14 protein-coding genes are annotated in these 12,363 nt (G+C 67.8%); 10 read left to right on the forward strand and 4 right to left on the reverse strand.

All coding sequences use genetic code 11. From position 1 onward, the window contains the following. Window positions 1-120 precede the first annotated feature (120 nt). From KU887_RS21215 to KU887_RS21235, 5 genes are all read left to right on the forward strand, one after another. A complete protein-coding gene (locus KU887_RS21215) occupies window positions 121-414 on the forward strand; it encodes a hypothetical protein (RefSeq protein WP_006489906.1) in 294 nt (97 codons plus the stop codon). After that, the gene (gene mdtN, locus KU887_RS21220; RefSeq protein WP_006489885.1) at window positions 411-1,460 is read left to right on the forward strand and encodes a multidrug transporter subunit MdtN; all 1,050 of its coding nucleotides are present in this window, start codon (window positions 411-413) and stop codon (window positions 1,458-1,460) included. The genes KU887_RS21215 and mdtN overlap by 4 nt, the downstream gene beginning before the upstream one ends. After that, on the forward strand, window positions 1,441-3,489 hold the full coding sequence (locus KU887_RS21225; RefSeq protein ID WP_258257860.1) for an FUSC family protein: 2,049 nt from the start codon (window positions 1,441-1,443) through the stop codon (window positions 3,487-3,489). The genes mdtN and KU887_RS21225 overlap by 20 nt, the downstream gene beginning before the upstream one ends. Next, window positions 3,476-5,020 (forward strand): TolC family protein, encoded by a 1,545-nt coding sequence (locus KU887_RS21230; RefSeq protein ID WP_006494035.1) that lies wholly within the window; start codon window positions 3,476-3,478, stop codon window positions 5,018-5,020. Before KU887_RS21225 ends, KU887_RS21230 begins: the two co-directional genes overlap by 14 nt. A 305-nt stretch (window positions 5,021-5,325) precedes the next feature. Next, window positions 5,326-6,033, forward strand: coding sequence for an MgtC/SapB family protein (locus KU887_RS21235; RefSeq protein ID WP_006483946.1), 708 nt, complete (start codon window positions 5,326-5,328; stop codon window positions 6,031-6,033). A 43-nt stretch (window positions 6,034-6,076) separates the two neighbouring features. Here the strand turns inward: KU887_RS21235 and KU887_RS21240 are convergent, their stop codons facing one another. Then, window positions 6,077-6,796: an autoinducer binding domain-containing protein gene (locus KU887_RS21240; RefSeq protein ID WP_006496918.1), complete on the reverse strand. Its 720-nt coding sequence runs from the start codon at window positions 6,794-6,796 to the stop codon at window positions 6,077-6,079. Window positions 6,797-6,869: 73 nt separating this feature from the next. On the opposite strand from KU887_RS21240, the gene KU887_RS21245 reads away from it, so the two are divergent. From KU887_RS21245 to KU887_RS21255, 3 genes are all read left to right on the forward strand, one after another. Next, window positions 6,870-7,313, forward strand: coding sequence for a DUF4902 domain-containing protein (locus KU887_RS21245; protein ID WP_258257863.1), 444 nt, complete (start codon window positions 6,870-6,872; stop codon window positions 7,311-7,313). A 210-nt stretch (window positions 7,314-7,523) separates the two neighbouring features. Continuing rightward, the gene (locus tag KU887_RS21250; RefSeq protein ID WP_006483943.1) at window positions 7,524-8,132 is read left to right on the forward strand and encodes an acyl-homoserine-lactone synthase; all 609 of its coding nucleotides are present in this window, start codon (window positions 7,524-7,526) and stop codon (window positions 8,130-8,132) included. Window positions 8,133-8,184: 52 nt separating this feature from the next. After that, the gene (locus KU887_RS21255) at window positions 8,185-8,949 is read left to right on the forward strand and encodes a hypothetical protein (RefSeq protein WP_006496917.1); all 765 of its coding nucleotides are present in this window, start codon (window positions 8,185-8,187) and stop codon (window positions 8,947-8,949) included. Between the two features lie 204 nt (window positions 8,950-9,153). On the opposite strand, the gene KU887_RS21260 is transcribed toward KU887_RS21255, so the two are convergent. Next, window positions 9,154-9,444 carry a hypothetical protein gene (locus KU887_RS21260; protein WP_012493406.1) on the reverse strand — a complete coding sequence of 97 codons (291 nt, stop codon included), beginning with the start codon at window positions 9,442-9,444 and terminating at the stop codon, window positions 9,154-9,156. Window positions 9,445-9,744: 300 nt separating this feature from the next. Between KU887_RS21260 and KU887_RS21265 the strand changes: the two genes are divergently transcribed. Beyond that, window positions 9,745-10,131, forward strand: coding sequence for a VOC family protein (locus KU887_RS21265; protein WP_258257869.1), 387 nt, complete (start codon window positions 9,745-9,747; stop codon window positions 10,129-10,131). A 280-nt stretch (window positions 10,132-10,411) separates the two neighbouring features. Here the strand turns inward: KU887_RS21265 and ribA are convergent, their stop codons facing one another. Continuing rightward, window positions 10,412-11,062: a GTP cyclohydrolase II gene (gene ribA / locus KU887_RS21270; RefSeq protein ID WP_006480964.1), complete on the reverse strand. Its 651-nt coding sequence runs from the start codon at window positions 11,060-11,062 to the stop codon at window positions 10,412-10,414. Window positions 11,063-11,239: 177 nt separating this feature from the next. Here ribA and KU887_RS21275 point away from each other — a divergent pair, with 177 nt between their 5' ends. Then, window positions 11,240-11,701, forward strand: a complete 462-nt coding sequence (locus KU887_RS21275) for a CBS domain-containing protein (RefSeq protein ID WP_006486040.1) — start codon at window positions 11,240-11,242, stop codon at window positions 11,699-11,701. 158 nt (window positions 11,702-11,859) lie between these two features. Here KU887_RS21275 and KU887_RS21280 read toward each other — a convergent pair whose 3' ends face one another. Then, on the reverse strand, window positions 11,860-12,189 hold the full coding sequence (locus KU887_RS21280; RefSeq protein WP_006486030.1) for a DUF4148 domain-containing protein: 330 nt from the start codon (window positions 12,187-12,189) through the stop codon (window positions 11,860-11,862). Between the last annotated feature and the right edge of the window lie 174 nt (window positions 12,190-12,363).

Below are 12,363 nucleotides of genomic sequence, written 5' to 3' on the forward strand. Positions count from 1 at the left end.
GCATCGCGCTGATTTATGATCGGCTCCGTATCCTGGAATCGTCGTCGCGGCCCGGCCGGTCGCGACGATCCGCATTGCGCCGCGCCCGGCATCCACCCCCAACGTCGAGCTCGTCACCCCATGAGAAAAACAACGCCGCGCGCGCCCCTGCGCATCGCCGCCGTCCTGGCGCCCGCCCTGCCGCTCGCGGGCTGCGCATCGCGCGGCGCACCGTCCTACGTGCTGTTCGGCGCGTACTTCCCGCTGTGGCTCGTCAGCGCGATCGTCGGCATCGTCGGCGCGATCGTCGCGCACCGCGTGTTCGTCGCGACCGGCTGGGCCGCGACGGTGCCTTACCAGCTCGCCGTCTGCACCGCGATCGGGCTCGTGATCGCCGTGATCGTCTGGCTCACCGGCACGGGGCCGTTCGCATGAAGGCCGCCGGCATCGCCCGCCCCTCCGTCAAAGGCCGCGTGATCGCGCTCGCGATCGTCGCGCTCGGCATCGCGGCGCTCGCGTACGCGTACCACCGCACGACGGCCTACCCGTCCACCGACGACGCGTCGATCGACGCCGACGTCGTGCACGTCGCGTCGCCGGTCGGCGGCCGCATCGTGCAGCTCGCCGTGCATGAAAACCAGCGCGTCGCGAAAGGCGACCTGCTGTACGTGATCGATCCCGTGCCGTACCGGCTGACCGTCGCGCAGGCGCAGGCCGATCTCGAACTCGCGCGCGCGTCGCTCGACACGCGCCGCCGTTCGCTGATCGGCGAGCGCTCGAATGCGTCCGTCGCCGCCGAGCAGGTCAAGCGCGCGACGCAGAACCACGATCTCGCGACGCGCGACGTGAACCGGCTCGCGCCGCTCGCCGCGCAGGGCTATGTCAGCGCGCAGCAGTTCGATCAGGCGAAGGTGCGCCAGCGCGACGCGGCCGTGTCGCTCGCGCAGGCGCAGGAGCAGCAGCGCGCGTCCGCGCAGACGATCGGCGACGACGCCGACGCGATCGCGACGCTGCATGCGCGCGAAGCCGCGCTGGCCCGCGCGCAGCATGCGCTCGACGATACGGTCGTGCGCGCGCCGCACGACGGGCTCGTGACGGGCCTGAGCGTGCTTCCCGGCGAAACCCTCGCGCCGAACCAGTCGATCTTCACGCTGATCGACGCGAGCGAATGGTTCGCGGTCGGCAATTTCCGCGAGACGTCGCTGAACCGCATCGCGGTCGGCGACTGCGCGACCGTCTATTCGATGATCGACCGCGACCGCCCGATGACCGGCAAGGTCGTCGGCATCGGCGCCGGCATTGCGGACAGCGACCGCATCAACCTGCCGCGCTCGCTGCCGATCGTGCAGCGCTCGGTGAACTGGGTGCACGTCGCGCAGCGCTTCCCGGTGCGCGTGAAGCTCGACGAACCCGACGGCAAGCTCGTGCGTGTCGGCGCGAGCGCGATCGTCGAGGTCCGGCATGGCTCGGCCTGCCGCTGACGTCCGCTCGCCGGGCCCGCGCGAAGTCCTGCGGCTGCTCGCGCCGTTTCCGGGACGCGCGGCCATGGCCGTGCGCGTCGCGCTGATCTGCGCGCTCGTCGTGCTCGTGACGAGCGGGTACGGCACGCCCGAAGCCGCGATTTCCGCGTACGTCGTGTTCTTCCTGAACCGCGCCGATCGCGTGACGAGCGCCGTGCTCGCGGTCGCGATGCTGTTGCTCGTCACGATCGTGATCGCGCTCGTGATCGGCGTCGCGATCTTCAGCATCGAGTATTCGGTGCTGCGCGTCGCGTGCATGGCCGTGCTGTCGGTCGGGCTGCTCTACCTGACGTCCGCCAGCAAGCTGCGCCCCGTCGGCGCGATCCTCGCGATGATCGTCGGTTTCGGGCTCGACCAGCTGGGCCTCGCGCCGGTCGGCGAAGCCGCGACGCGCGCGCTGCTCTATGCCTGGCTGATGGTCGCGATCCCGGTCGGCGTCGCGATCGTCGTCAACCTGCTGATCGCGCCGTCACCGCGCAAGCTCGCGCACGCGCAGCTCGCGAAGCGGCTGCGGCTCGCCGCGCGGCGGCTGCGCGGCGACGACGACGCGCGCGCCGGGTTCGATGCCAGCCTGCGCGAAGGCGACAAGCCATTGCTCACGTGGCTCAAGCTGTCGAAGCTCGAAGGCTCGTCGTCGGGCGCGGATGTCGTCGCGTTGCGGCAGGCCGTCGCGTCGAGCACCGCACTGCTCGTGGCGGTGGCGCTCGCGGATCGCGAACCGCAGGCGCGGCTGCCCGACGCATTCGTCACGCCGATCGCGACGACGCTCGACGAGATGGCCGCGATCCTCGAACGGGGCGGCTATCCGGTCGACGTGACGCTCGCGCTGCCAGCCGCCGATGCGCTGCCGCCGCTCGCACGCGTCGTCGCGACGGACCTGCACGCCGCGATCACGCGGTTCGCGGAACCGCCCGCGATCGACACGGCGGCCGCGCCGGCCGATACCGCCGACGCGCGCGCCGCCGGCCAACCGGCCGCACCCGCGGCACCGCCCGCGCCGCGCGGCGGCTTCTTCCTGCCGGACGCGCGCACCAATCCCGACCATATCCGCTATGCGCTGAAGACGACGGTCGCGGCGATGTTCTGCTACCTGCTGTACTCGCAACTCGACTGGTCGGGCATCCATACCTGCTTCATCACCTGCTACATGGTGTCGCTCGGCTCGACGGCCGAAACGGTCGAGAAGCTCACGCTGCGCATCGCCGGCTGCATCGTCGGCGCGCTGATCGGCACCGCCGCGCTCGTGTTCGTCGTCCCGTCGCTGTCGTCGATCGGCGAACTGATGGCGCTCGTCTTCGTCGGCGCGTGGCTGTCCGCGTGGGTCGCGTTCGGATCGCCGCGCATCGCGTACGCGGGCTTCCAGGTCGCGTTCGCGTTCTTCCTGTGCGTGATCCAGGGCGCGGGCCCCGGCTTCGACCTGACGCTCGCGCGCGATCGCACGATCGGCATCCTGCTCGGCAACGTGGTCGTGTATCTCGTGTTCACGCGCATCTGGCCGGTCAGCATCGGCAAGCAGATCGACACGGCGCTCGCGGCGCTGCTCGACCAGTGGCGGCGCGTGACGCAGATCGCGCAGCCGGCCGAACGGCGCGCGCTGGCCGCCGACGCGTTCGCCCGTCACGGCGCGATCTCGCAGGAGCTCGGCCTGATCCACTACGAACCGTCGTGGGTGCGGCCGGCCGCGACGTGGCTGGCCACGCGGCGACGCGCGCTCGCGGAACTCGGCGCGCTCGAAGGCCCGCTGTTCCTGCTCGCCGAACGCAAGCCGGGCGACGCGGCGATCGGCGCGCAACTCTCGCGCGTCACTGCCCCGGGCGACGACGAAACGACGCCCCGCACGCCTGCCCCGGCGCCACCGTCGAGCGCCGCCGCCCCCGCCGACCCCGCGCGCGACGCGCTGCTGAACCTGATCGACACGCGGCTCGCGCGGATCGCCGACGCCGCCCGTCAAGCCACACCGAAGGAGCCTGCCCCTCATGCGCGTACCTGAACCACCGGCCGCCTCGATCGCCGCCGCCGCGCTCGCGACCGCCGTCGCGCTGGCCGGCTGCGCGACGTCGTCGATCGATCTGGCGCCGGCGGCGCCCGACCGCCCGTGGCAGCCGCAAACGTCGGCCGCGGGCGACATCGTGGCGGCGCCACCGCGCGCATCCACGCAAGGTGCGCACGACTACACGCTGCCTGCGTCGCCGGCGCTCGCGTCGGTGTCGGCGCCGGCCGCGCTCGATGCCGCGCACGCGTACACGCTGCCCGAGCTGATCGATCTCGCCGAATCGGCGAACCCGCTGACCCGCATCGCCTGGAACGACGCGCGCAACGCGGCGCTCGCGGTCGGCCTCGCCAAGTCCGCCTATCTGCCGCGCCTGTCCGCGACGGCAATGGGCGCGTACCAGGCGAACCACGGCTCGACGTCGACGATCCTCGGCGATTCGTCGAGCAACACCACCGTGCACGGCACGATTTCGGCGCTGTCGCTGCAATGGCTGCTGTTCGATTTCGGCGGCCGCGCGGCGCGCGTCGAAGCGGCCGAACAGGCATCGATCGCGTCGAACGTCGCGTTCACGGCCGTGCACCAGCAGGTGATCCACGACGTGACCGTCTCGTACTACCGCTACGAAGCCGCCCGCGCGCGCGCGCTGAGCGCGCAACAGGGCCTCGCGAACGCGGACGCGATCCTCGCGGCGTCCCGCGCGCGGCTCAAGCACGGCGTCGGCACGGTCGTCGAGCTCGCGCAGGCGACGCAGAACCGCGCGCAGGCGAACCTCGCGCTCGTGCAGGCGAACGGCGCCGAGAGCGACGGCTACCTCGCGCTCGTCTCCGCGCTCGGCATCTCGCCGCTGTCGAAGCCGACGATCGCCGCGCTGCCGAAGCGGCCGCTGCCGCCCGCGCTCGGCTCGTCGGTCGACGCGATCGTGTCGGACGCGATCGCACGCCGGCCCGACCTGCAGGGCGCGTTCGCGGTCGAAAAGGCCAATCGCGCGAAGATCAAGGCCGCGGAAGCCGCGTTCATGCCGAAGATCTTCCTGTCCGCGTCGACGTCGTATGCGAGCGGCGGCACGGCCATCTCCGCGCTGCCCGCGATCGGCGACCAGGCGCCGACCGTCAACCTGAACGGCAGCCGCTACGGCGGCGGCGTGTTCCTCGGCGTGACGATTCCGCTGTACGACGGCGGCCTGCGCTCGGCCGTGCTGATGCAGGCGCGCAACGACGCGCAAAGCGCGTCCGCGCGCCTCACGCGGACCAAGGAGGAAGCGGTGCGCCAGGTCGTCGCCGCGCAGAACGCGGTGCAGACGAGCCTGGCGTCGCACGACGCCGCGAAGGCGCTCGTCGATGCCGCGCAAACCAGCTACGACGCGGCGCTGACCGCGTACCGGAACGGCGTCGGCTCGGTCACCGACGCGACGATCGCGCAAAGCCAGTTGCTCGCCGCGCGCAACGCGGAAGTCGACAGCTATGCCGGCGCATTGTCGGCCGCCGCCGCGCTCGCGCTCGCGACGGGCACGATCGGCGCGGCGCAGTAGCGCCGCCGCCATGCGGTTGACGCAGGCGCGCGCCGCCCACTAGAATGCCGCCCATTCTTCCTTCAGGAACCATCGTGGACAGTTGCAGCACTCCGTTGCGTGCGCCGCTTGCCGCCTGAACGCCTGTCCGCCGCAGTTCTCCTGCCACGGCTCGCGTTCCGCGAGCCGCACGCTCACCCCGTTTCACACTGAATGACGCATTCGCGCGGTACAGTACCGCGCGATGACGGCTATCGCCGCGTCGCGTTCGGCCTTGCGCCGCGGCGACGCGCGCCGGCATGCGCTTCTTGCACGGCAGGACAACCATGACTTTCGATTTCGCACTCCGTCTTTTCACCGCGTTCGCCTGCGGCGTCGCCATCGGCCTCGAGCGCCAGATGCGCCAGCGCACGGCCGGCCTGCGCACCATCACGCTCGTCGCGAGCGGCGCATGCCTGTTCGTCACGCTCGGCGTGCTGACCGGCAACGGCGTCGCAGGCGTCACGCAGATCGCCGCGTACGTCGTGTCGGGCGTCGGCTTTCTCGGCGGCGGCGTGATCATGCGCGACAAGGGTTCGATCCAGGGCATCAACACGGCCGCGACGCTGTGGTGCTCGGCCGCCGTCGGCGTGCTGGCCGGCTCCGGTCACTACGTGCCCGCGCTCGCCGGCACGGGTGTCGTGCTGCTCACCAATACGGTGCTGCGCGGCGTCAGCCAGGCCATCAACGCGACGCCCGTCTCCAACGCCGACCTCGTGCGCGAATACCAGATCACCGTGATTTGCCTCGCCGCCGACGAAGTGCACATCCGCACGCTGCTGTCGAACGCGATGTATGCGAAGCCGCTGTCGTTCCAGAGCCTCACGAGCGAGGACGTGCCCGACCAGCCGGACCGGCTGAAGGTGACCGCGACGCTGAAGCTGCATCCGAAGGATCAGCAGAAGCTCGAGCAGATCGCGAGCCGGATGAGCATGGAGAAAAGCATTTCCAGCGTGAGCTGGACCGCGAAGGAAGCGGAGCCGATGATGGAGTGAGCCGCGTGGCGGCCGCCGCATCCGGCGCCGCCGTCGCGTTGCGTCAGGGTGCTTCGATGAGCCCGGCCGAGATCGCCTTGACGACCGCCTGGACCTTGTTGGTCGCGCCGAGCTTCTCGAGGATGTTGTTCACGTGGAAGTTGACCGTCCGCTCCGAGATGCTGAGGATCTGGCCGATTTCGCACGCGGTCTTGCCCTCGGCCGTCCAGCACAGCACCTCGCGCTCGCGCGCGGTCAGCGTGACGCCCGCCGCCGGCGACAACTTCGGCACCATGAAGCGGCTCATCAGCGAATGCGACAGGTTTGCGAGCCAGTTGGTCTGCAGCGTCAGCATGTTGATCTCGGCCGGCGTCAGCCGGTCGGCATGGCGGGCGATACTCAGCAGCCCGAACGCGCCGCGCGCCGCCCAGCTCGACTGCGCGACGCCCACCGACAATCCGAAATCGCGCGCGTCCTGCCACAGCGGGCACGGGTCGATCCGGTCGACGTCCGGCCACACGATCATGTTGGTGCTGAGCGCGCCGTCACGAACCGTCGAATCGATCTCGATGTAGTTCTGCGCCTGGTAGTGCGCCATCCAGCCGTCCGGATAGGTATCGAAGATGGCGACGGCCGGCTTCGAAACGGGCAGCGGTACGCGAATGCCGTAACAGCAGTATTCGAATCCGAGCCGCTTGGAATAGGCGGCGATCCGCTGGAAGAGCTGCTGCTCGTCCTCCGCGGCGCTGAATTGTTGGTAGGCATCCTGCCAGCGCAGTTCCATTCTTTCTCCGACAACGTCACGCTGTCATACTTGTCAGGTTTCAGTACCCGTTCGAGGCTGATACATTCCGCGCATGACTTCACCCTTGCTGCACCCTGTCCCCGGCCCGTCCCCGGACGGCTACGTACGCCTGTCAGAAGGCGCACTGGCCGCACTCGTGTTCGACCATGTCGCGAGCGGCCTCGATCCGTCGCTGCTGGCCGAACTGCGCGACAACGCGATCGACGCCCGCCTCGCCGGCTATACCGAATGGCATCGCACGGCCGGTGCCGGCGTCGCCTACGTGACGGTCGGCTGGGACTGGTACCTCGAACGCGCGACGGGCACGTTCGTGATCGCGGGCGGCGACGTTCGCAGCAACGTGATGGCCATCGACGCCAAGGGCGCCGACATCGGCATGTTGCGCACGGCCGCCGCGCTCGCCGCACGGCTCGCCGCCCTCGACTGGCCCGCCGCGGTCGCGTCGGCCCTGCTCGGGCACAACGACGCCTATCATGCCGGTCCGACGCTCCAGTGACAACCGGCCGCGCATTCCTCTGACGATTTTGCAAGACTGGCGCTCTTTATAAGCAAAAGCGGCGCGGTTTTCAATCCCGTTGATCAAGAAACCGTTACCACGTCCCGAATGGCGTCTTTACGCCGTCACCCTGTAAGAGTTACCAGTTACAGGCTCCTCGTGCCGCGCGCTGTAATGCACGCATACAAAAGCACAGATCCGAGGACATCCATGCAGACCTTCGTTCACGAGGAAGGGCGGTTGCCACACGAACTCGCGGCGGATCTCGGGCGCTATCGGCGCCGCGTGTTCGTCGAGCAGCTCGGTTGGGCGCTCCCGTCGGCGAACGAAAGTTTCGAGCGTGACCAGTTCGATCGCGACGATACCGTCTACGTGTTCGCGCGAAACGCCGACGGCGACATGTGCGGATGTGCGCGCCTGCTGCCGACGACGCGCCCGTATCTGCTGAAGTCGCTGTTCGCCGACTTGGTCGCCGAGGACATGCCGCTGCCGCAATCGGCCGCCGTCTGGGAATTGTCGCGATTCGCGGCGACCGACGACGAAGGCGGCCCGGGCAACGCCGAATGGGCCGTGCGGCCGATGCTCGCGGCCGTCGTCGAATGCGCGGCGCAGCTCGGGGCGCGGCAGTTGATCGGCGTGACGTTCGCGAGCATGGAGCGCCTGTTCCGCCGGATCGGCATACACGCGCACCGCGCAGGCCCGCCGAAGCAGGTAGATGGGCGTCTGGTGGTCGCGTGCTGGATCGACATCGATCCGCAAACGTTTGCTGCGCTAGGAATCGAGCCGGGGCAGGCCGCCCGGCAAGCTATCGCCGCCTGAGCCGGAACGCGCGTTTCCGTCCGGGGCGGCATCGTAACGAAGGAGAACCAACGTGGACCAGTCTCAGGTCTTTCGCGCGATGATGCCCGGGTTGACGAGCGCCAGCGGCGCCCGCGTCACGGTCGCCTATCCGTCGTTTCCCAGGCCGTTGCCGCTCGTGCGGCTCGACCGCCGCGGGCTCGTGTTTCGTGCCGCCGGCGCCGCACCGCTCGTGTGCGGGCTGCCGCGCCCGGCAACCCTGCTGGTCGCGGACGAGCCGCTGTGCTCGCTGCGCCTCGTGATCCGCGACATCGCCGCGACCGGCGACGGCCGCCACGACCTGACGATGCAGCCGTCCGGCGCCGCCGGTGACGAATTGCTGTGGCACGCGTTGCGCGATCGCGAGCCGTACCGGCGAATTCGGCACCCGCTCGCGCCGGTCGATCTGCCCGCTCCCATCGACGGCGAACCGCATGCAGCGGCCGGCGAAACCGCGGCGCGCCCGTCGCGCAGCGCGGCTTTCCGCCTGCCCTGCCACAGCGACGCACTGTTCTTCGCGGACTGGCTCGAATATCACTTCGATGAACTGCGCGCGTTGTCGCAACAGCACGGGCCGCAACTGCAGCTCAATCAGCTCGAACGACAGGTTGACGATGACGAGGTCGGCGTGCGTTTCGTCTACGACATCGACGGGCATGCGACGCGACACGCATTGACCGACTGCGCGCGCGAGGCATGTGCATGGATCGAGACGGAGATGCGCAGCAAATACGCGCTGCCCGTCGCGCAAGAGCGGTTCGGCGCGTTTGCCGCGCATGCGCGGGCCGGCGGCATGTGAGTGCGGCCGTGCCGCGGGCCGCCACCAGGCGGGTTGCGCGGCGGCAAGTTGTGCCGATACAACGAGCGCTTGCAAACGTCCGGGTTTTCCCTTAAATTTACGTCTGTCTCCTCCATGTCTCCAAACATGGATTCAGCCCGCTCCAGCAGCGGGCTTTTTTATTGCCTGAACAGTTTGCGGGGCCACATCACCTCCTGCGCGCGACTAGCCCGCCGGACCCAAGGTGGCCGGGCGTAGCCAGTAGTAACGCACCGCAAATATCAGCGCGACCGTGACGACCAGGATCAGCAGCAGGTACAACCAGCCCTTTCTGGTCGTCGGCAGGTCCGTCAGGGCACCGACTTCGCCCGTCAGCGCCGCCAACGCGACCATCGCCAGGCCGGCCAGCACCAACGTCCCCTTTGCCACCCATCCGAACGCGGCCTCCAGCCCGGCTGCCCATCGCGACTGGCGGTAAGGTCCGGCAACCGGCCGGCGCAGATCGGGCTTACCCATTCGTCAGTTCCCTACCGGCATGCGCGTGCGCGCACGTCGTGCGGCAAGCGCCGCCGATCGCATGAATGCGAAGGTCTTGTTGATGGGTAGCCGCTGCGATGCGGAGTGCGCACACTCGATCGAAATGCGTCATGTTTTCTTTCGCGAGACGAGGCTCAGCACAATTCGATTCGTTTGGCCGGGCCGAATCGATATCGTTCGATACAGCCTGTATCGCCCGAAACACGATCCGCTCGCCTCGCCCAATCGCGATCGGCCGGCTTATCATTGACCGGCCAGCCACTTCCCGTCGAGGTCATCTTGCACGCCCATCTGCGCATTGCCCGCCCGGTCAACAACCTCGCCCGCACCGAACGCATGTATCGCGACGGCCTCGATCTGTCGGTACTGGCGCGCTTCGACGATCACGACGGCTTTTCCGGCGTAATGCTCGGCCGCGAAGGCCTCGACTATCACTTCGAGTTCACACACTGCCCCGACCATCCGATCGCACCATCGCCGACGCCCGAGGATTTGATCGTGTTCTACCTGCCCGATCGGCCGGAATGGGAAGCCGCCTGTGAGCGCGCGACCGCACACGGCTTCATGCCCGTGACGTCGCTCAATCCGCACTGGGAAATTTCCGGCCAGACCTTCGAGGATGCAGACGGTTACCGGATCGTGTTGCAGAACGGTACGTGGCGCTGATGGGCTGACGTGCGTGAGCCGTTACACGGCGGGGTGGTTGCCGCCGGTAGTAGCACATCCGCACTCGCCGGTCGCCAACGATGCAGCGTCAGACGTTCGATATCGATTCGATGGCGTGATCGTTACGGGGGTACGGAAGGACGACTGTGGACTCAATGCAGATGACGCCACAAGCGCGGCACTGAACGCATGAGGGGAAGGAAGTCGCGATCGTCGCTAGTACCAGCGACGATCGGAAGAATTGCTGACGAGAAACGAGCGCTAGCGCCGCCCGCTCGGGTTACTCGTTCTCCTCGAAGTAATGCCCGAACTTCGTCTGCTTCGTGCGGATATAACGCTCGTTTTCCTCGCGCACGGGCACCGCAAGCGCCACGCGCTCGCAGACGGGAATGCCATGCTTCACGAGCGTATCGAATTTCTTCGGATTGTTGCTCATCAGCCGCACCGACGTCACGCCGAGGATGCGCAGGATCGCAGCGGCCGAGTCGTACTCGCGGGCGTCGTCGGGCAGGCCGAGATCGAGGTTCGCCTCGACGGTGTCGCGCCCCTGCTCCTGCAACGCATACGCGCGGATCTTGTTGCTCAGACCGATGCCGCGGCCTTCATGGCCGCGCAGATACAGCAGCACGCCGCGGTCTTCGGCCGCGATGTAACGCAATGCGAGATCGAGTTGCTCGCCGCAGTCGCAGCGGTACGAGCCAAACACGTCACCGGTCAGGCATTCGGAATGCAGCCGGGTCAGCACGGACTGCTCGCCCGTCACGTCGCCCATCACGAGCGCGAGATGTTCGGCATCGCTGCCCGATACGCGAAACGCGTATGACGTGAACGTACCGTAGCGCGTAGGCAGCGACGCCGTGGCGACGAGCGTCACGCACTCGTCGGCCTGGCCATTGCCCGGCGTGGGCGATTGGGGACGCGAAGACATCATGAATTCAATCGAAACGTTCAGGAATGTAGGAGTTGTGTGGATGGTGCGTGACGGGAGTTTACCGCTAATCTGGAAACGTCACGCGACTGCCGCCGCCCGCCCGGCTATACTGGGCTCACCGGGTGACGCGCATCACGCCCCGCCTGCCCTGCATCGACCTGCACACGGAGAAAGCGAATGAGCACGACTGTCGCGCAAATTCTCAAGGCCAAGCCGGATTCGGGCCGCACCATCTACACCGTCACGAAGAGCGACTTCGTCTACGACGCCATCAAGCTGATGGCCGAAAAGGGCATTGGCGCGCTGCTGGTCGTCGACGGCGACGACATCGCGGGCATCGTCACCGAGCGCGACTACGCGCGCAAGGTCGTCCTGCAGGACCGCTCGTCGAAAGCCACCCGCGTCGAGGAAATCATGACGGCAAAGGTGCGCTACGTCGAACCGTCACAATCCACCGACGAGTGCATGGCGCTGATGACCGAGCACCGGATGCGCCACCTGCCCGTGCTCGACGGCGGCAAGCTGGTCGGTCTCATCTCGATCGGCGACCTCGTGAAGAGCGTGATCGCCGATCAGCAGTTCACGATCAGCCAGCTCGAACACTATATCCACGGCACGCCCACCGTCACGTCCGCCTGATCCGGCCCAGCAAAAAAGGCCCAAACGCGTCAGCGTCTGGGCGGAAAGCCGCCGGCATGCGGCGACGGAGGTTCTGCTCCCGCGGGCGAACGACGCGCGCAACAGGCGCGCGTCTCGTCAATTCAGCGGTGCGCTCGGGCAGGACCGGGGACGTTCAATCAGTTACCGAAGTAGACCGAGTTCACCGGATTCGGCGCTTCCCGCGTCACGCGACGGCCGGCTTGCGCGGCCCCCGTGGCCACGGCACCGTAACCGCTCGTGTCGGCTTGCGCGAGCATCGGCTGGTTCGGCTGGATACGCTGCTCGGCGGCCTGAATGTTGCTCGGATATTGCGAATCGCTCGCCAGCGGCTTGTAGCCGTTCTGCTCGAGTTGCACGAGTTCGGCCTTGACCTGAGCGCGGGTCAACCCCTGCTCGGACTGCGCGAACGATGCAATCGGAGCGGCAAGGACGGATGCGGCGATGGCTGCGTAGATGATCGACTTCATGATTTACCTCCGGAATATGTTCTCTTTTGACGTCGCCTCGGCAGGACTGTCTGAAGCGATTGAATTCAGTGTAGTGCGCGCCATTCCAAGGGGAAACCCTTAGTTTGAATATACAGCGTTGCATTTTTGGAAAAAATCGCACACTGTTCCAGACACGGTCGTTGCAACTTGCTT

It is taken from the genome of Burkholderia sp. EMB26 (genome assembly GCF_024730645.1).
In the GTDB taxonomy this organism is placed as follows: Bacteria; Pseudomonadota; Gammaproteobacteria; order Burkholderiales; family Burkholderiaceae; genus Burkholderia; species Burkholderia cenocepacia.

What these genes read in the sequence shown, in the direction of transcription:
- KU887_RS21215 (WP_006489906.1), top strand. Translation starts at nt 121, where the DNA reads ATGAGAAAAACAACGCCGCGCGCGCCCCTGCGCATCGCCGCCGTCCTG.
- mdtN (WP_006489885.1), top strand. Translation starts at nt 411, where the DNA reads ATGAAGGCCGCCGGCATCGCCCGCCCCTCCGTCAAAGGCCGCGTGATC.
- KU887_RS21225 (WP_258257860.1), top strand. Translation starts at nt 1,441, where the DNA reads ATGGCTCGGCCTGCCGCTGACGTCCGCTCGCCGGGCCCGCGCGAAGTC.
- KU887_RS21230 (WP_006494035.1), top strand. Translation starts at nt 3,476, where the DNA reads ATGCGCGTACCTGAACCACCGGCCGCCTCGATCGCCGCCGCCGCGCTC.
- KU887_RS21235 (WP_006483946.1), top strand. Translation starts at nt 5,326, where the DNA reads ATGACTTTCGATTTCGCACTCCGTCTTTTCACCGCGTTCGCCTGCGGC.
- KU887_RS21240 (WP_006496918.1), bottom strand. Translation starts at nt 6,796, where the DNA reads ATGGAACTGCGCTGGCAGGATGCCTACCAACAATTCAGCGCCGCGGAG.
- KU887_RS21245 (WP_258257863.1), top strand. Translation starts at nt 6,870, where the DNA reads ATGACTTCACCCTTGCTGCACCCTGTCCCCGGCCCGTCCCCGGACGGC.
- KU887_RS21250 (WP_006483943.1), top strand. Translation starts at nt 7,524, where the DNA reads ATGCAGACCTTCGTTCACGAGGAAGGGCGGTTGCCACACGAACTCGCG.
- KU887_RS21260 (WP_012493406.1), bottom strand. Translation starts at nt 9,444, where the DNA reads ATGGGTAAGCCCGATCTGCGCCGGCCGGTTGCCGGACCTTACCGCCAG.
- ribA (WP_006480964.1), bottom strand. Translation starts at nt 11,062, where the DNA reads ATGATGTCTTCGCGTCCCCAATCGCCCACGCCGGGCAATGGCCAGGCC.
- KU887_RS21275 (WP_006486040.1), top strand. Translation starts at nt 11,240, where the DNA reads ATGAGCACGACTGTCGCGCAAATTCTCAAGGCCAAGCCGGATTCGGGC.
- KU887_RS21280 (WP_006486030.1), bottom strand. Translation starts at nt 12,189, where the DNA reads ATGAAGTCGATCATCTACGCAGCCATCGCCGCATCCGTCCTTGCCGCT.